General features: G+C 73.7%; 17 protein-coding genes. 12 read left to right on the plus strand and 5 right to left on the minus strand.

Going from position 1 to position 17,686, the window contains the following annotated elements; all coding sequences use genetic code 11:
• Positions 1-472: 472 nt before the first annotated feature.
• From AB0D66_RS06755 to AB0D66_RS06765, 3 genes are all read right to left on the minus strand, one after another.
• Positions 473-1,180: a gamma-glutamyl-gamma-aminobutyrate hydrolase family protein gene (locus AB0D66_RS06755; protein ID WP_362297688.1), complete on the minus strand. Its 708-nt coding sequence runs from the start codon at positions 1,178-1,180 to the stop codon at positions 473-475.
• Between the two features lie 74 nt (positions 1,181-1,254).
• On the minus strand, positions 1,255-2,733 hold the full coding sequence (eat, locus tag AB0D66_RS06760; protein ID WP_362297690.1) for an ethanolamine permease: 1,479 nt from the start codon (positions 2,731-2,733) through the stop codon (positions 1,255-1,257).
• 119 nt (positions 2,734-2,852) lie between these two features.
• Positions 2,853-3,599 (minus strand): FCD domain-containing protein, encoded by a 747-nt coding sequence (locus AB0D66_RS06765; RefSeq protein ID WP_362297693.1) that lies wholly within the window; start codon positions 3,597-3,599, stop codon positions 2,853-2,855.
• 77 nt (positions 3,600-3,676) lie between these two features.
• Here AB0D66_RS06765 and AB0D66_RS06770 point away from each other — a divergent pair, with 77 nt between their 5' ends.
• The 4 genes from AB0D66_RS06770 to AB0D66_RS06785 all read left to right on the plus strand — a co-directional run bounded on the left by AB0D66_RS06770 (position 3,677) and on the right by AB0D66_RS06785 (position 8,733).
• On the plus strand, positions 3,677-5,059 hold the full coding sequence (locus tag AB0D66_RS06770) for a glutamine synthetase family protein (RefSeq protein WP_362297696.1): 1,383 nt from the start codon (positions 3,677-3,679) through the stop codon (positions 5,057-5,059).
• Between the two features lie 36 nt (positions 5,060-5,095).
• A complete protein-coding gene (locus tag AB0D66_RS06775) occupies positions 5,096-6,472 on the plus strand; it encodes an aldehyde dehydrogenase family protein (RefSeq protein WP_362297699.1) in 1,377 nt (458 codons plus the stop codon).
• A 4-nt stretch (positions 6,473-6,476) separates the two neighbouring features.
• The gene (locus AB0D66_RS06780; protein ID WP_362297702.1) at positions 6,477-7,262 is read left to right on the plus strand and encodes a 3-oxoacyl-ACP reductase; all 786 of its coding nucleotides are present in this window, start codon (positions 6,477-6,479) and stop codon (positions 7,260-7,262) included.
• Positions 7,263-7,422: 160 nt separating this feature from the next.
• Positions 7,423-8,733 carry a haloacid dehalogenase-like hydrolase gene (locus AB0D66_RS06785; RefSeq protein ID WP_362297705.1) on the plus strand — a complete coding sequence of 437 codons (1,311 nt, stop codon included), beginning with the start codon at positions 7,423-7,425 and terminating at the stop codon, positions 8,731-8,733.
• On the opposite strand, the gene AB0D66_RS06790 is transcribed toward AB0D66_RS06785, so the two are convergent.
• Entirely contained in the window at positions 8,730-9,932 is a 1,203-nt protein-coding gene (locus AB0D66_RS06790; RefSeq protein ID WP_362297708.1) for an alanine racemase, read from the minus strand. The two genes, AB0D66_RS06785 and AB0D66_RS06790, sit on opposite strands and share 4 nt — an antisense overlap.
• Positions 9,933-10,083: 151 nt before the next feature.
• Here AB0D66_RS06790 and AB0D66_RS06795 point away from each other — a divergent pair, with 151 nt between their 5' ends.
• Genes AB0D66_RS06795 through AB0D66_RS06805 form a run of 3 tightly spaced genes read left to right on the plus strand, consistent with a single transcriptional unit; the run spans position 10,084 to position 12,947 of the window.
• The gene (locus tag AB0D66_RS06795) at positions 10,084-10,896 is read left to right on the plus strand and encodes a hypothetical protein (RefSeq protein ID WP_362297711.1); all 813 of its coding nucleotides are present in this window, start codon (positions 10,084-10,086) and stop codon (positions 10,894-10,896) included.
• Complete coding sequence (gene mycP, locus AB0D66_RS06800; RefSeq protein ID WP_362297714.1) at positions 10,893-12,185, plus strand: type VII secretion-associated serine protease mycosin; 1,293 nt, start codon at positions 10,893-10,895, stop codon at positions 12,183-12,185. The genes AB0D66_RS06795 and mycP overlap by 4 nt, the downstream gene beginning before the upstream one ends.
• 21 nt (positions 12,186-12,206) lie before the next feature.
• The gene (locus tag AB0D66_RS06805) at positions 12,207-12,947 is read left to right on the plus strand and encodes an SseB family protein (protein ID WP_362297717.1); all 741 of its coding nucleotides are present in this window, start codon (positions 12,207-12,209) and stop codon (positions 12,945-12,947) included.
• Between the two features lie 84 nt (positions 12,948-13,031).
• Here AB0D66_RS06805 and AB0D66_RS06810 read toward each other — a convergent pair whose 3' ends face one another.
• The gene (locus tag AB0D66_RS06810; protein WP_362297720.1) at positions 13,032-13,418 is read right to left on the minus strand and encodes a DUF1844 domain-containing protein; all 387 of its coding nucleotides are present in this window, start codon (positions 13,416-13,418) and stop codon (positions 13,032-13,034) included.
• A gap of 354 nt (positions 13,419-13,772) precedes the next feature.
• Here AB0D66_RS06810 and infC point away from each other — a divergent pair, with 354 nt between their 5' ends.
• The 5 genes from infC to AB0D66_RS06835 all read left to right on the plus strand — a co-directional run bounded on the left by infC (position 13,773) and on the right by AB0D66_RS06835 (position 17,585).
• The gene (gene infC, locus AB0D66_RS06815) at positions 13,773-14,483 is read left to right on the plus strand and encodes a translation initiation factor IF-3 (RefSeq protein ID WP_362297723.1); all 711 of its coding nucleotides are present in this window, start codon (positions 13,773-13,775) and stop codon (positions 14,481-14,483) included.
• A 104-nt stretch (positions 14,484-14,587) separates the two neighbouring features.
• Entirely contained in the window at positions 14,588-14,782 is a 195-nt protein-coding gene (gene rpmI / locus AB0D66_RS06820) for a 50S ribosomal protein L35 (protein WP_069919538.1), read from the plus strand.
• A 104-nt stretch (positions 14,783-14,886) separates the two neighbouring features.
• Positions 14,887-15,273 (plus strand): 50S ribosomal protein L20, encoded by a 387-nt coding sequence (gene rplT / locus AB0D66_RS06825; protein WP_007263143.1) that lies wholly within the window; start codon positions 14,887-14,889, stop codon positions 15,271-15,273.
• Between the two features lie 172 nt (positions 15,274-15,445).
• Complete coding sequence (locus AB0D66_RS06830) at positions 15,446-16,303, plus strand: RNA methyltransferase (protein ID WP_362298282.1); 858 nt, start codon at positions 15,446-15,448, stop codon at positions 16,301-16,303.
• 55 nt (positions 16,304-16,358) lie between these two features.
• On the plus strand, positions 16,359-17,585 hold the full coding sequence (locus tag AB0D66_RS06835) for a HAMP domain-containing sensor histidine kinase (protein ID WP_362297726.1): 1,227 nt from the start codon (positions 16,359-16,361) through the stop codon (positions 17,583-17,585).
• Positions 17,586-17,686: the final 101 nt, after the last annotated feature.

The raw sequence follows: 17,686 nt of genomic DNA on the forward strand, positions 1-17,686 counted from the left end.
CCCCGCGCCTCAATCGCCGGCGGGGCTGGGGTGGGTGGGGGCTGGATCGTGGGTGTCGGGGTGCGGGGGGTGGGTGCGGCGCTGTTGCCGGGGCTCTGTTCCGGGCCCTGCGCCTCAGTTGCCGGCGGGGCTGGGGTGGGTGGGGCTGGATCGTGGGTGTCGGGGTCCGGGGTGGGTGCGGCGCCGTTGCCGGGGCTCTGCCCGGGGCCCTGCGCCTCAGTCGCCGGCGGGGCTGGGGTGGGCGGGGCTGGATGCCCGGCCTCGTGCCCGAGTGGCGGCGGGGCCGGAGTTGCCGGTGTGTGGGGGGTTGCGGAGCGGCGGCCGTATTCAGCCTCGCCGGCGTTTGAGGCGCGGGGTCCGGGGCGGAGCCCCGATCTTTGGGGGCTTCAGCCCGCGGCCCGGGGGTGGCCGAGCCGCCGCGGCCCGGGGGTGGTGGGGCCGAGCCCCCGGCCGGGGCCCGGCATGCGGTGGGTCAGGGGATCGGGAGCGGGGTGTGGGACTCGGCTGCCGCCATCAGGGAGGCCATGACGCGGGTGTCCTTGTCGCGTTCCGGGTGCCATTGGACGCCGAGGACCCACCGGCCCGGGTCGGGGAGTTCGATGGCCTCCACCGTGCCGTCGGCCGCGTGCGCCGAGGCGATCAGGCCGCGGCCCAGGCGGTCGACGGCCTGGTGGTGGTAGGTCGGGACCTCCGCCTCCTCCGGGACCAGGGCCGCGTACCGGGTCCCCGGGACCGGACGGACCGGGTGCCAGGACATGGCGCCCGGAGTGTCGAAGTGGCCGTCGATGTGCTGGACGAGCGAGCCGCCCAGCGCCACGTTGAGGGCCTGCATGCCCCGGCAGACGCCGAGCACCGGCACGCCCGCGTCCAGCGCGGCCGCGATCAGGGCCAGCTCCCAGTGGTCGCGCACCGTCGCGGGCGCGCCCGTACGGGAGTCGCGGGCCGCCCCGTAGTGGACCGGGTCCACGTCCGGGCCGCCCGCGACGACCAGGCCGTCCACCCGGCTCAGCACCTCCGCCGCCGCCCCGGGTTCGTCCGGCGGCAGCAGCACGGCCGCGCCGCCCGCCGCCTGGACGAGTTCGTAGTACCCCGCGGGGACCAGGGACGTCGCGAGGTCCCACACCCCGTAGCGGGTGGAGTCCTCGACGTAGGTGGTGATGCCGATGAGCGGCCGTGGCACGGGCTGTTACCTCCGGAAGGCGGGGCGGGGCGGGGCGAGGTGGGACGGGGCGGGCGGCGGGCGTGGCGCCAGGGTCAGTCGCGGGTCAGCTCCGCCTCGGCCTGCGCCAGTGCCGCGAACTCCTCCTCGGGAGCCGAGGCTACGAGGTGGTGCCGACTGTAGAGCGCGAAATAGGCCAGGGCGACGGCGTACACGGCCAGTGCGATGAACGCGGCGTCCTTGTCCACCAGGAACGTGGCGACTAGGGCCGAGAGGGCCAGCGCGAAGGCCACCGAGGAGGTCAGGACGCCGCCCGGGGTGCGGTACGGCCGCTCCAGGTCCGGCTCCCGGCGGCGCAGCACGATGTGCGACAGGGCCATCAGGGCGTAGGAGATGGTCGCGCCGAACACCGCGATGTTGAGCATGCGGGCGCCGTTTCCGGTGGCCGCGGCGAGCGCGAAGCCGATCGCGCCGGGGATGATCAGGCCCAGGTACGGGGCCTTGCGCTGCGAGGTGAGCGAGAGGAATCGGGGCAGGTAGCCGGCCCGGGAGAGGGCGAAGAGCTGGCGCGAGCCCGCGTAGATGAGCGAGAAGAAGGAGGCCACCAGGCCGGCCAGCCCGGCGTAGTTGACGAAGCGGCTCAGCGCGGTCGGGCCGCCGTCCCCCTCCAGCGCCACGACCAGCGGGTTGCCCGCCGACTTCACGGCGTCCGCGCCCTGCGCGCCGGTCGCCGCGAAGAAGGTGATCAGGGCCAGCAGGGCGAGGATGCCCATGGAGATGGCCAGCGCCTTCGGCATGGAGCGGACCGGGTCCTTGGCCTCCTCGGCGGCCAGCGGTACGCCCTCCACGCCCAGGAAGAACCACATGCCGAACGGGAACGCGGCCCAGATGCCCAGCACGCCCAGCGGCAGCCAGGAGTTCGAGCCGAAGGCGCTCGCGTCGACCGGGATGTCGTTGAGGCGGTCGGCGCTGAACTCGGTGAAGGCGCCCACCGCGAAGATGAGCAGCGCGGCGACGGCGACGGCCGTCACCACCAGGCTGAAGCGCAGCGCCTCGCCGACGCCCCAGAGGTGGACCCCGATGAAGACGACGAAGCAGCCGAGGTAGACGGGCCAGCTGGAGGTGAGGCCGAAGAGGCCGAGGGACTCGACGTAGTCGCCGATGAAGATGACGATCGCGGCCGGGGCCAGGATGTACTCGATCAGGATGGCGGTACCGGTGAGGAAGCCGCCCCAGGGGCCGAGCGCGCGGCGGGCGAACCCGTACCCGCCGCCCGCGGTGGGCAGGATGGTGGAGAGCTCCGCCAGGGAGAAGACCAGGCACGCGTACATCGCGCCCATCAGGACGGTGGCGATGGCGAGACCGCCGAAGCCGCCCTTGTCGAGGCCGACGTTCCAGCCGGAGAAGTCGCCGGAGACCACGTACGCCACGCCGAGGCCGGTCAGCAGCAGCCAGCCGGCGCTGCCCCGGCGCAGCGTGCGGCGCTCCAGGTAGTCGTCGGGGCCGCCGCCGCCCTTGGGGGACGGGGTGGGTGCGGGTACGGCGCTCAGCCGTGCCTCGATGTCGTCGGCCATCGTGCGCTCCTGCCTCAGGCAATGGTTGTGGCCCGTACCTTTGCCGCAGTGCGGTGGAGAGCGCAAGACCCGTGCGTTAAACAGAAGTTACGAAACCCTCCCGGAGGGCGCCGGGCGGGTCACGCCAGGAAGCCCCGCAGCAGCGCCGCCGTGCCGCAGCAGTGCTCGCGCATCGTCTCGCGGGCCCCCTCGGCGTCCCGCTCCAGCACGGACTCCACCAGTGCCGTGTGCTGCTGCTGCGAGTGCTCCAGGTTGCGCACCAGCAGCGGGATGCAGTCCAGCAGGTCGTTGACCACGGCCCGGACGGCGGCGTACTGGGCCGTCAGGGTGGCGGATCCGGCCAGTTCGCACAAGGTCAGGTGGAAGAGGGTGTCCTGGCGCCGGTAGTCGGCGAGCGGGGCGTCATGGGTGGCGGTCAGGGCACCGAGCAGCCGTTCGGCGCCCTCCTCGGCCAGCCCCTGCGAGGCGCACAGCCCGGCCGCCCCCACTTCCAGGACCTCGCGGAACCGCAGGACGTCCTCGATGTCCACGCCCGCGACGCGCCGGCGCAGCTCCTCCTCGGCGCCGCCCGCCGGGGTGTCCGGCCGGGGCAGCACGAACGTTCCGCCGTACCGGCCGCGCCGCGCCTCCACCAGGCCCTGGTCCTGCAGTACCTTCAGCACCTCGCGCAGGGTGACCCGGCTGATCCCCATCCGCTCGGCCAACTCTCGCTCGGGCGGCAGCCGTTCGCCGCCCGGTACCAGGCCCAGCCGGACCACCTGGAGGATCTGCTCCAGCGCCTCCTCGAAACCGTTGCCCGCCCGCACCTGCCGCAGCACGGGATTCAGCCGCGCGATCGCGCCACCCCCGCTCGCCGTGTCGGTCATCTTGGCCCCTCCCCTTCCCAAGCAATGGTTCTATTCAATACCTTAGGCCTCCTCGGCTCACCGAAGGAGAGATTCCCGTGGTAGACCGCAAGCCGCCGCTGGCGATCGAGGAGCTCCGCTCCCTGGTCGCCGGCGGTGAGATCGACACAGTCGTCCTGGCCTTCCCCGACATGCAGGGGCGCCTCCAGGGCAAGCGGTTCGCCGCACAGTTCTTCCTCGACGAGGTCCTCGCGCACGGCACCGAGGGCTGCAACTACCTCCTCGCCGTCGACACCGACATGAACACCGTCGACGGATACGAGATGTCCTCCTGGGACCGGGGCTACGGCGACTTCGCCATGCACCCCGACCCCGCCACCCTGCGCCGCCTCCCCTGGAACCCCGGCAGTGCCTTCCTCCTCGCCGACCTCGCCTGGAACGACGGCACGCCCGTCGTCGCCGCCCCCCGGCAGATCCTGCGCCGCCAGCTCGAACGCCTGGCCGAGCACGGCTACACCGCGATGGTCGGCACCGAGCTGGAGTTCATGGTCTTCCAGGACACCTACGAGCAGGCCTGGAACGCCAACTACCGCGGCCTGACCCCCGCCAACCAGTACAACATCGACTACTCCGTCCTCGGAACCGGCCGCATCGAACCCCTGCTGCGCCGGATCCGCAACGAGATGCAGGCCGCGGGCCTGATCGTCGAGTCGGCGAAGGGGGAGTGCAACCTCGGCCAGCACGAGATCGCCTTCCGCTACGACGAGGCGCTGACCACCTGCGACCAGCACGCCGTCTACAAGACCGGCGCGAAGGAGATCGCCGCCCAGGAGGGCGTCTCGCTCACCTTCATGGCCAAGTACGACGAGCGCGAGGGCAACTCCTGCCACATCCACCTCTCCCTGGCCGACGCCGACGGGCGCAACGCGATGGCCGCCGGGGACGGGGACGCCGATGACCAGGGACTCGGCATGTCACCGGTCATGCGGCACTTCCTGGCCGGCCAGCTCGCCGCGCTGCGCGACTTCTCCCTTCTCTACGCCCCGAACATCAACTCGTACAAGCGCTTCCGGCCGGGATCCTTCGCGCCGACCGCCGTCGCCTGGGGCGTGGACAACCGGACCTGCGCCCTGCGCGTCGTCGGACACGGCCGCTCCATGCGCTTCGAGAACCGCCTGCCCGGCGGCGACGTCAACCCCTACCTCGCCGTCTCGGGCCTGGTCGCGGCCGGGATCTACGGCATCGAGAACCGCCTCGAACTGCCCGAGGTGTGCCGGGGCAACGCGTACACCGCCGACTACGCGCACGTCCCGGCGACCCTGCGCGAAGCCGCCGAGCTCTGGGAGAACAGCGAGATCGCCAAGGCCGCCTTCGGCCCCGAGGTCGTCGCCCACTACCGGAACATGGCCCGCGTGGAACTCGACGCCTACGACTCCGCGGTCACCGACTGGGAGCTGCGCCGCTCCTTCGAACGCCTGTAACCCCACCGAACCGACCGAACGTCTGTGAGGCACCACGTGTCCGATCCGCTGGCCCTCCCCCTAGAGGTGCTGAACCCGGCCACCGAGGAGATCGTCGCCATCGTCCCGGCCGCCACACGGGACGATGTCGATGCCGCCGTCGCCAGAGCCGCCGCCGCGCAGCGCGGCTGGGCGGCGGCCGCCCCCGCCGACCGGGCCCGGGTCCTGCGCCGCTTCGCCGCCGTCGTCGACGGCCACATCGAGGAACTGGCCCGGCTGGAGGTCCGCGAAGCCGGGCACACCATCGGCAACGCCCGCTGGGAGGCCGGCAACGTACGCGACCTGCTCGACTTCGCCGCCGGGGGAGTGGAACGCCTCTCCGGCCGCCAGATCCCCGTCGCCGGCGGCATCGACGTCACCTTCCTCGAACCCCTCGGCGTCATCGGTGTGATCGCCCCGTGGAACTTCCCCATGCCGATCGCCGCCTGGGGCCTGGCCCCCGCCCTCGCCGCGGGCAACGCCGTCATCCTCAAGCCCGCCGAGACCACCCCCCTCACCGCGCTGCGCCTCGCGGAACTCGCCCTCGAAGCCGGGATCCCCGAGCACCTCTTCCAGGTGCTCCCCGGCCACGGAGCGGTCGCGGGCGACGCCCTCGTCGAGCACCCCGGCGTCGCCAAGATCGTCTTCACCGGCTCCACCCGCGTCGGCAAGCAGATCATGGCCAAGTGCGCCGACCGGGTGAAGCGCGTCACCCTCGAACTCGGCGGCAAGAGCCCCAACATCGTCTTCGCCGACGCGGACCTGGAAGCCGCCGCGGCCGCCGCCCCGATGGCCTTCCTCGACAACACCGGCCAGGACTGCTGCGCCCGCACCCGGATCCTCGTCCAGCGCTCCGTCTACGACCGCTTCCTGGAGCTCGTCGCCCCCGGCATCGAATCCGTGGCCGTCGGCGACCCCCTCGACGAGAAGACCCAGATGGGCCCGCTCATCTCCCGCGCCCAGCTGGAGCGCGTACGGTCCTTCGTCACCGCGGACCTGACCGCGGTCCGCGGCAAGGCCCCCGAAGGCCCCGGATTCTGGTACCCGCCGACCCTCGTCACGGACGTCGCCCCCACCGCGCCCGTCGCCGCCGAGGAGGTCTTCGGCCCGGTCGCCGTCGTCCTGCCCTTCGAGGACGAGGAGGACGCCGTACGCCTGGCCAACGCGACCGAGTACGGCCTCTCCGGCTCCCTGTGGACCCGCGACATCGGCCGCGCGCTGCGCGTGTCGCGCGCCGTCGCCGCCGGCAACCTGTCCGTCAACTCCCACAGCAGCGTCCGCTACTGGACCCCCTTCGGCGGCTACAAGCAGTCCGGCCTCGGCCGGGAGCTCGGCCCCGACGCCCTCACCGCTTTCACCGAGACCAAGAACGTCTTCATCAGCACGGAGGCCTGAAGCAATGAGCACTGAAGAGACCGTCTGCCGCCGCCTGGTCGGCCGTACCGCCGTCATCACCGGAGCCGGCAGCGGCATCGGCCTCGCCACCGCCCGCCGCCTGGCCTCCGAGGGTGCCAACGTCGTCTGCGGGGACATCGACGAGACGGCCGGCAAGGCCGCTGCCGAGGAGGTCGGCGGCACCTTCGTGAAGGTCGACGTCACCAGCCCCGAGGAGGTCGAGGCCCTGTTCAAGACGGCCTTCGACACCTACGGCTCCGTCGACATCGCCTTCAACAACGCGGGCATCTCGCCGCCGGACGACGACTCCATCCTCACCACCGGCCTGGAGGCCTGGAAGCGCGTCCAGGACGTCAACCTCACCTCCGTCTACCTGTGCTGCAAGGCCGCCCTCCCCTACATGCAGCGCCAGGGCCGCGGCTCCATCATCAACACCGCCTCCTTCGTGGCCGTCATGGGCGCCGCCACCTCGCAGATCTCCTACACCGCCTCCAAGGGCGGCGTGCTGGCCATGTCCCGCGAGCTCGGCGTGCAGTTCGCCCGCGAGGGCATCCGCGTCAACGCCCTGTGCCCGGGGCCGGTCAACACCCCGCTCCTGCAGGAGCTGTTCGCCAAGGACCCGGAGCGAGCCGCCCGCCGGCTGGTGCACATCCCGCTGGGCCGGTTCGCCGAGCCCACCGAGATCGCCGCCGCCGTCGCCTTCCTCGCCAGCGACGACTCCTCCTTCATCAACGCGACCGACTTCCTCGTCGACGGCGGCATCTCCGGCGCGTACGTCACCCCGCTGTAGTCCGTCCGTCCGGCCGGCCCCGCCCCCGGCCCACCCGGCCCAGCCGGGCACCGCGAGGTGCCCGGCTGCTCCCTTTCCCGAACACCGCGCCGCGCGCCCCCCGTACCGCACACCGCGCACCGCACACCGAACCGGCATCCCCAAGACCCCGAGGAGCAGCATGCACAGAAGATGGGCGGCCCCCCTCGCCCTCATGGCGGTCACCGCCTCCGGACTCCTCCTGGCACCGCCCGCCCAGGCCGGCCAGGCCGCGTGCCCCCGCGTGACCATCGGCGCCGGCTGGTACGGGGACAACCGGGCCCGCCTCCAGCAGCTCGTCGACCAGTACGGCCGCTGCTCCCCCCACCGGACCGGCGACCGCACCAAGCCCGTCGCCGTCTTCGACTGGGACAACACCGTCGTCAAGAACGACGTCGGCGACGCCACGATGTTCTGGCTGCTGCGCAACGGCAGGATCCGCCAGCCCGCCCGCGGCGACTGGACCACCACCAGCCGCTTCCTCACCCCGGCCGCAGCCGCGGCGCTGGCCGGCGCCTGCGGACCGCTCGCCCGCCCCGGCGCACCGCTGCCCACCGGAACCCCCGGCGGAACGGCCTGCGCCGACGAGATCAACAGCGTGTACGGCACGGCCGCCACCCGGGCCGGCGCCGCCGCCTTCGCCGGCTGGGACCGCCGCACGACCGAGCCCTCGTACGCCTGGCTCCCCCAGCTGATGCGGGGCTGGACGGCCCGCGAGATCCGCGGCTTCGCCGCCGCCGCCCGCACCGAGAACCTCGCCGCGCCCGTCGGCGCGGTGCAGAAGGTCGGCAGCGGCACCGCCACCGGCTGGGTCCGCTACTACGAGCAGCAGAAGGACCTGGTGAGCGGCCTCCAGAAGGCCGGCTTCGACGTCTGGATCAGCTCCGCCTCGCCCCAGCCCGTGGTGGAGGTGTGGGCCAGGGGCGTCGGCATCGACGCGGACCACGTGATCGGCATACGCAACACCACCGGGCGGGACGGGAAGTTCACCGCCCGCCTCCAGGGCTGCGGATCCGTCCGGGACGGCGCCGACACGATGATCACGTACATCGACGGCAAGCGCTGCTGGATCAACAAGGAGATCTTCGGCGTGCGCGGGGCGGCCGCCGAGAAGGTCCAGCCCGCCTCCCGCCGACAGGTGTTCGCCGCGGGCGACTCCGACACGGACATCTCGTTCCTGCGCGACGCGACCGCCCTGCGGCTCGTCGTCAACCGCAACAAGAACGAGCTGATGTGCCGGGCGTACGACAACGCCGACGGCCGCTGGATCGTCAACCCCATGTTCATCGAACCGAAGAAGCAGAAGACCACCCCGTACCCGTGCGCCACGGCGGGCTACGTCGACCGCGACGGCACCGCCGGCCCCGTCCTGCGGGACGACCGGAGCGTCATCCCGGACCAGGCGGACTCGGTCTTCCAGCGGACCTGGTCCGCTCAGGGACTGGTTCCCTAGAGGAAGGTGCGGCCCTCGCCCCGGTACGTCGGGGCGGCGGCCGTCACCCGGTCGCCCTCCACCAGGTGCAGGGTGTCGAACCGCTCGCACAGCTCGCCCGCCTTCGCGTGGCGGAACCAGACCCGGTCGCCGATCAGCAGGTCGTCGGCCGGGCTGCCGAGCAGCGGGGTCTGTACCTCTCCGGCGCCCTCCTGCGGGTCGTAGCGCAGGCCCTGCGGCAGGTACGGGACCGGCAGCCGGTCCGCACCCGGCGCGCCCGAGGCGGGGTACCCGCCGCCGAGCACGGTCACCACACCCACCCCGGGCCTGCGGACCACCGGCTGGGCGAACAGCGCCGCCGGCCGCCCGCTGAACGAGGTGTAGTTGTCGAACAGCCGCGGCAGGTACAGCCCCGACCCCGCGGCGATCTCCGTCACCGCGTCCTCGGCGGCCGTCTGCGCGACACTGCCCGTCCCGCCGCCGTTGACGAACTCCAGGTCCGGCACCACCGCCCGCACGGCCCGCACCACCTCGGCCCGCCGTGCCGCCAGCTCCCGGCGGGCGGCGCCCTGCATGAGCCGGATCGCCCGCGACCGCACCGGCCGCCCGGCCAGCGCGTCCCCGACCCCGGCGACGTGGCCCTCGTACGCCATCAGCCCGACCACCCGGAACCCGGGCCGGGCGGCGACCGCACGGGCCAGCGCGGCCAGCTGCGCGGGCTCCCGCAACGGAGACCGGCGCGCACCGACCCGCACCCGCCCGCCGAACAGCCGCAGCGCGGTGTCCAGTTCCAGGCAGACCCGGATCTCCTGCGTCCCGCCGTCCCGCGACCGGTCGATGAGCTCCAGCTGCGCCACGTCGTCCACCATCACCGTGACCGCGCCGGCCAGCTTCGGATCGCCCGCCAGCTCGGCGAAGGCGGCGCGGCCGGCGGACGGATAGGCGAGCAGCACGTCCTCGAACCCGGACCGGGCCAGCCACAGCGACTCGGCGAGCGTGTACGACATGATCCCGGCGAACCCGGGCCGGGCCAGGACCCGTTCGAGGAGCGCGCGGCAGCGGACGGACTTGCTGGCGACGCGGACGGGCTTCCCGCCGGCCCGGCGCACGAGGTCGTCGGCGTTGGCGTCGAACGCTTCGAGGTCCACGATGGCCAGCGGCGCGTCCAGGTGCGCGGTCGCCCGGTCGTACCGGGCGCGGTCGGCGGCGGGGGAGTTCATGGCGGGAGCTTGCCAGACGCGTCTACCGATGGGTAGGGGGTCCGCGACCGCCCGGCCCGGCCCGGGCCGCCGCCCCCACAGGGCCCCGCGGGCCCGGAGGACCGTAGAGTACGGGCAGGCAGCCGTACGGAACGGGGGGCGGAGCCGCCGGATGACCACGACCACACCGCGGACCGCGGTCCTGGGCGAGCCCGACCCGCCCCCGGACCCCGGCCGGACCCCGCCGCCCCCCACCGCCCGGCCGCGCCGCCGCCCCGGACGGGTCCTGGCCGCCGTGCTGTGCGCCCTGCTCGGAGCCGGGCTCGTCGGCGGCGCCGGAGCCGACGCCTGGCTCGAACACCGCGCGGCGCACCGTCCGCCGTCCGCCGACGCCGTCTACCGCGGGGCCGGTTCGCTGTGGCGGTCCGCCCCCGTGGACTCCCTCTTCCCGCCGGTCCTCGCCGGCCCCGCGGCCGGCCCCGGCGGCTCGAACCGGATCTGGACCCGGATCGCGCTGGCCCCGGACGCCGACTGCCCGGCCGCCCTCCCCGCGGACTGGCAGGGCCTGTTCGCCGCGACCGGCTGCACGCGCGTGCTGCGCGCCACCTACACCGACGCCACCCGCAGCTTCCTGATCACCGCCGGCCTGGTCTTCACCCCCGCCGACGCCCCCGCGATGGCCGCCCTGACCGGCCGGCTCACCGCCCCGCCCGCGTACGGTTTCGCCGACTCCCAGCGCGCCGCCTGGACCGCGTCCGTCATCGACAAGGCGCCCGTGGTGGTCTACACCGTCTCCTCCTTCGCCGACGGCCGCCTCCTGGACGCGCCCCGCCCCGCCGAGGACGCCATGAAGAAGGACGCCACCGGCGCCGTGGCCCAGGCGGGCCTCGGCCACGAGGCCAAGGCCGTCGCCGACCGCATCGGCAACGGCGTGGCGCTGCTCGCCGACCCGCCCGCCCCGCCCGCCCCCGAGGCCTCCCGATGACGCCCCGCCGGGCTCCGGCGAAACCCCGCCGGGCTCCGGCGAAACCCCGCCGGGCTCCGGCGAAACCCCGCCGGGCGCTCGTCCGGGGAGCTGCCGCCCTGGCCGTCGCCGCCGTCCTGACGGCCGCCGCCGCGTCCCCGGCCGCCGCCGACACCATCCGCGACCGCCAGTGGGGGCTCCTGGCCCTGCGCGCCGAAGAGGCCTGGGGCACCACCCGCGGCGACGGCGTCACCGTCGCCGTCCTGGACACCGGGGTGGACGCCTCCCATCCCGACCTCGCCGGACAGGTCCTCGAGGGCGCCGACCTGATCGGCATGGGAGCCGGCCGCGGCGACCGCTCCTGGGCCCGCCACGGCACCGCCATGGCCGGCATCATCGCCGGGCACGGCCACGGCCCGGGCCGCGGCCAGGGCGTCCTCGGCGTCGCACCGCAGGCCAGGATCCTGCCCGTCAGGGTGATCCTGGAGGAGGGCGACCCAGGGCGCGCCCAGGCCCGCGACAGCAAGGGCGGCGCCCTCGCCGAGGGCATCCGCTGGGCCGCCGACCACGGGGCCGACGTGATCAACCTGTCCCTCGGCGACGACAGCGACTCCGCCCACCACGAGGCGGGGGAGGACGAGGCCGTCCAGTACGCCCTCGCCAAGGGCGTGGTCGTCGTCGCCTCCGCGGGCAACGGCGGCGAGAGCGGCGACCGCGTCTCCTACCCGGCCGCCTACCCGGGGGTCATCGCCGTCGCCGCCGTCGACCGGCGCGGGCGCAAGGCCAAGTTCTCCACCCGCAACTGGTACTCCACCGTCAGCGCCCCGGGCGTCGACGTGGTCATCGCCGACCCCGACCGCTCGTACTACGAGGGCTGGGGCACCAGCGCCGCGGCTGCCTTCGTCTCCGGCGCCGTCGCCCTCGTCAAGGCCGCCCACCCGGACCTGTCCCCGGCGCAGATCAAGAAGCTGCTGGAGGACACCGCCTCCGACAGCCCGGCCGGCGGCCGCGACGACGCCCGCGGCCACGGCATGGTGGATCCCGCCGCCGCCCTCCAGGTCGCCGAGGCCGTCCAGCCGGAGCCGCCCGTGCCCGCCGCCGCCGCGGCCGCCGGGCCGTACTTCGGCCCCGGCCCCGACCCGGTCCGCCCGCCCGGGCGCGAGCCCCGGCTCGGCGCCCCGCAGGCCGCGGCCGCCGGCGCCGTCCTGCTCGTACTGGCCGCCGTACTGGCCCGGCGGCCGCGGCGCGGCACCCGGGGGAGGACCCGCGGCGGCCCACCCCTCACGCCGCCGCCGCACCCGGCACAGTAGGGTCGGGTCACTGTGGCGAACATGGCGAACAAGAACATTCCCGACCCGGGCTTCTCCGACGACGACGGCTCGGCCGACCCCCGGCTGAGCGCGGCCCTGGCCGCGTGGGCCGAGGACCGGTCGCACGAGCCGGAGGTGCTGGCGGCCCTGAAGGACGCCCGCCTGCTGGTCCCCGTCGTCGCCGTGCTCGGCGAGGCGGAGACCGACCCCGAGACGGGCCTGAGGCGCGAGAAGACCAGCGACATGGCCGTCCCGACCCTGCGCGCGGGCGACCGGCGGGCGCTGCCCGCCTTCACCTCCACCGCCTCGCTGGCGCTGTGGGACCCGGCGGCCCGCCCGGTGGCTGTCCCGCTGCACCAGGCGCTGGCGGCGGCCGCGCACGAGAAGGCCGACACCGTGGTCCTGGACCTCGCCGGCCCGGTCACCTACCAGCTGACCGGCTCCGCCCTGCTCGCGCTGGCCGAGGGCCGCACGCAGGCGGGCCCGCTGGCCGATCCGGCCGTACGGGAGGCCGTACGGGCCGCGGTGGCGGCGGAGGGCGCCGTACTGCGCGCCTACCTCGGCCCCGGCGGCGCGGACTCCGACGGCACGCTCGCGATCGTCCCGGCCGAGGCCGGCCAGGCGCAGCCGGCGGCCCGCCGGGTCGCCGAGGCCCTGGCCGCGGACGCGACCCTGCGGGCCCGGCTGGTGCGCGGGCTGGACCTCGCGCTGCTGCCGCCGGACGCCCCGGCCCCGCCCGGCGAGGCGCTGTTCACCCGCTGACCGGTCCGCGCGCCGTACGGGGGAAGGGGCGGGGCTCCGGGACGCGATCCCGGAGCCCCGCCCCTTCCCCCGTCCGGCGGCGGCTCAGCCGAAGACGGGGCCCGTGAACTTCTCGCCCGGCCCCTGGCCCGGCTCGTCCGGGACGAGGGAGGCCTCGCGGAAGGCGAGCTGGAGCGACTTCAGCCCGTCGCGCAGCGGGGCGGCGTGGAAGGAGCTGATCTCGGTGGCGCTCGCGGTGACCAGGCCGGCCAGGGCCGTGATCAGCTTGCGGGCCTCGTCGAGGTCCTTGTGCTCGGAGTCGGGCTTGTCCAGGCCCAGGTTGACCGCCGCGGCGCTCAGCAGGTGCACGGCCACCGTGGTGATCACCTCGACGGCGGGGACGTCCGCGATGTCGCGGGTCATGGCGTCGTAGTCGGGGGATCCGGGTGCGGTGTCGGCGGCGGGGTCGGCGGGGAGGCTCGCGTCAGTCATGCTCCACACGATAAGCCGGGCGCTGCGGACCCCCGACCGGAGCACCAGGTGAGCGGCTCTGGCGCGGAATGCTATATTGGGCTACGACCGGCCGGAGACGTACGTCCCCGGCCCACAAGTGGAGGCTCCGATCTCCCACCCGACCACCCTCCGGGGCGGCGGGTCACCGGTCAGGCGGTATCCATCGTTCCGTACGGACGATGGAAAGCTGCCCGATTCTGCGCCCCGCGGTTCGCACGCGGCGGTGCTCCGGTCGTTTTGGAGCCCCTGCCTGTGCCCGGCGGGGCTTTTTGCATTCTCCCGCCGCGGTCGGTCTGACGGAAATACACGTCAGCGGCTGTCTGCCAGGCAGCCGTGTGGTGCTACCGAGGAGGATCCATCAGCACCGAGCCCCGCATCAACGACCGGATTCGCGTTCCCGAGGTACGACTCGTCGGTCCCAGCGGCGAGCAGGTCGGCATCGTGCCGCTTGCCAAGGCGCTTGAGCTCGCGCAGGAGTACGACCTCGACCTGGTCGAGGTCGCGGCGTCCGCACGCCCGCCGGTCTGCAAGCTCATGGACTACGGCAAGTTCAAGTACGAGTCGGCCATGAAGGCCCGTGAGGCGCGCAAGAACCAGGCGCACACGGTCATCAAGGAAATGAAGCTCCGGCCGAAGATCGACCCGCACGACTATGACACCAAGAAGGGTCACGTCGTTCGGTTCCTCAAGCAGGGCGACAAGGTCAAGATCACGATCATGTTCCGTGGTCGCGAGCAGTCCAGGCCGGAACTCGGCTACCGACTGCTGCAGCGGCTGGCTTCGGACGTCGAGGACCTCGGGTTCATCGAGTCGAACCCGAAGCAGGACGGCCGAAACATGATCATGGTCCTCGGTCCGCACAAGAAGAAGACCGAGGCGATGGCCGAAGCCCGCGAGGCGCAGGCCGCCCGCAAGGCGGAGCGCCAGGGTGTAGCCGCCACCGACGAGGAGGCTCCTTCCGAGGAGACCGCCGCGGACGAGGCGACCACCGAGGATGCCGACGTCACCGAGGCCGCCGCCGACGAGGCGAACGCCGAGGCCTGATTCCGGGGCAGCCTGTCCCGGATCACCGACACAACATGACGCTCCCGTCACCCGGTCCCGAACCGGACCGGGGGGAGCGCCACCGACGAGGAGATAACGGCGCTATGCCGAAGAACAAGACGCACAGCGGGACCAAGAAGCGCTTCAAGATCACCGGCTCCGGCAAGGTGCTCCGCGAGCGCGCCGGCAAGCGCCACCTGCTCGAGCACAAGTCGTCCCGCATCACCCGTCGCCTCACCGGCAACGCGGAGATGGCCCCCGGCGACGCCGCGAAGATCAAGAAGCTTCTCGGCAAGTGATGTTCTCCGCTCCCGCGCCGGGAGCGGATGAGCGTCAAGACCGGGACCCCATCGAATTCGGGCCGTGTGAAGACAACCACGGCCCCGCTACAAGGAGTTAAAAAGTGGCACGCGTCAAGCGGGCAGTAAACGCCCACAAGAAGCGCCGGGCAATCCTCGAGGCGGCCTCCGGCTACCGCGGTCAGCGTTCGCGCCTGTACCGCAAGGCCAAGGAGCAGGTCACCCACTCGCTGGTCTACAACTTCAACGACCGCAAGAAGCGCAAGGGCGACTTCCGTCAGCTGTGGATCCAGCGCATCAACGCCGCTGCCCGCCAGAACGGCATGACGTACAACCGCCTCATCCAGGGTCTGAAGGCCGCCAACATCGAGGTGGACCGCAAGATCCTCGCCGAGCTGGCCGTCAACGACGCCAACGCGTTCGCCGCGCTGGTCGAGGTCGCCCAGAAGGCCCTCCCGGCCGACGTCAACGCCCCCAAGGCTGCTGCGTAAGGCCTGGCCGGCCGCGTGAGCGGTCGGCATCCTCGGACCCGCAGGCGATGCGCCTGCGGGTCCGAGTGCTTTCCCCGCACGGCAGGGCCGCCCGAGCACGCCCGCGCCCCCGCACCGCCCGCGCCCCGCGCGCCCCGCACCCCGAGAGAGAACCGCAGAGACCATGGCTGACCTGGGTCACCACGAGCTGATCTCCCCCCGATCCCCCCGGGTGGCCGCCGCCAGGCGACTGGCGCGGCGCAACTTCCGCACCAAGGAGCGCCGGTTCATCGCAGAGGGCCCCCAGGCGGTCCGCGAGGCCGTCGAGCACCGCGGCTCCGAGGGGGCGTCGACCCTGATCGAGCTGTTCGCCACCGTCGAGGCCGCCGAGCGCTACACGGAGATCATCGACGCCGCGCTGGCCGCCGGCGCCCGGGTGCACTACGCCTCCGACGAGGTGCTCGCCGAGGTCTCGCAGACCGTCACCCCGCAGGGCCTCGTCGGCGTCTGCCACTTCCTCGACTCCCCCTTCGAGGAGATCCTCAAGGCCGAGCCCAAGCTCGTCGCCGTCCTCGCGCACGTCCGCGACCCCGGCAACGCCGGCACGGTGCTGCGCTGTGCGGACGCCGCCGGAGCGGACGCCGTCGTGCTGACCGACGCCTCGGTGGACCTGTACAACCCCAAGTCGGTACGGGCCTCCGTGGGCTCCCTCTTCCACCTCCCGGTCGCGGTGGGAGTCCCCGTGGAGCAGGCCGTCGAGGGGCTGCGCGCGGCGGGCGTGCGGATCCTCGCCGCCGACGGGGCCGGCGAGGACGACCTCGACGCGGAGCTCGACGCGGGCACCATGGGCGGCCCCTCCGCCTGGGTCTTCGGCAACGAGGCCTGGGGCCTGCCCGAGGAGACCCGGGCCCTCGCGGACGCCGTCGTGCGGGTCCCGATCCACGGCAAGGCCGAGAGCCTGAACCTGGCCACGGCCGCCGCGGTGTGCCTGTACGCCTCCGCGCGAGCACAGCGGGCGCCCGGAGGGTGCCGCTCCGTGACCCCCAGCTAGTAATGTGGCGGCCCGGGGGCCCACTGCGCTACTCGGAGATGTGGGGTACGGGGACATGACCGTCGGTACGAACAGCTCACCGGGGCCCTCCGGGGCCGCGCACGCGGCCGAGGAACGGTTCGGGCACGCCCCCGCATCCCCGGCCGCCGACGGCGGGCTGCCCGGTGTACCGCCGCAGTCGGCGGATCCCGCCCGCGGCCGCGGGCGCGGCGGAGCCGACGCCGCCCCGGGCGCCGGCCTCGGCCTCGGGCTGGACCCCGACGAACTGCCCGACGGGCTCGTCGTCGCCGACGACACGGGACGGGTGGTCTGCTTCAACGCGGCGGCCGCGCGGATCACCGCCATCGCCGCCGGCCAGGCCCTCGGCGCACTCATCGACCGCGCCCTGCCCCTCGAAGACCTCGAGGGCCGCCGCTGGTGGACGCTGACCGACCCGTACGGGGGACTCGCCACCCGCCGCGGGCAGCCCGAGCGGAACCTGCTGCTCCCCGGCGGCCGCGAGGTGCTCGTCTCCGCCAGCTACATCCGCACGCACCCCACCGGCCCCGTGCGCCGCCTCGTCGTCACCCTGCGCGGCACCGAGGCCCGCCGCCGCACCGAGCGCAGCCACGCCGAGCTGATCGCCACGGTGGCGCACGAGCTGCGGTCCCCGCTGACCTCCGTCAAGGGGTTCACCGCGACGCTGCTCGCCAAGTGGGAGCGGTTCACCGACGACCAGAAGCGGCTGATGCTGGAGACCGTCGACGCCGACGCCAACCGCGTCACCCGCCTCATCGCCGAGCTCCTCGACATCTCCCGCATCGACTCCGGCCGCCTGGAGGTGCGCCGCCAGCCCGTGGACATCGCCACCGCGGTCGGCCGCCACGTCCAGGCGCTCACCGCGAACGGCCAGGCCCCCGAGCGGTTCCTCGTACGGGTCAGCCGGCCCCTCCCCGATCTGTGGGCCGATCCGGACAAGATCGACCAGATCCTCGGCAACCTCCTCGAAAATGCGGTGCGCCACGGAGACGGAACGGTCACCATCGACGTATCGCCGCACGAGAAGGGAACCGCCGTCACCGTGACCGACGAAGGCCCCGGGATCCCCGAGGAGTCGATGGGCCGCGTCTTCACCCGCTTCTGGCGGGGGAGCAAGCGCGGCGGCACCGGCCTGGGCCTGTACATCGTCAAGGGCATCGTGGAGGCGCACGGCGGCACCATCGCGGTCGGCCGCGGCCCCGGCGGCGGCGCCGAATTCCGATTTATCCTGCCCGTGAGCGCCCCGGCCTACCTCACGCAGTAGCACTGCGGAGCGTCTTGCCAGGCGGCCCACGGGCTCCTTTACCCCCGGCGACCTTTAGACTCGTCCTTTGGCACCTTTGTGTCTCTGTGTCGATCGGTCTG

This window comes from Streptomyces sp. NPDC048270 (assembly GCF_040652335.1).
Lineage (GTDB): Bacteria > Actinomycetota > Actinomycetes > Streptomycetales > Streptomycetaceae > Streptomyces.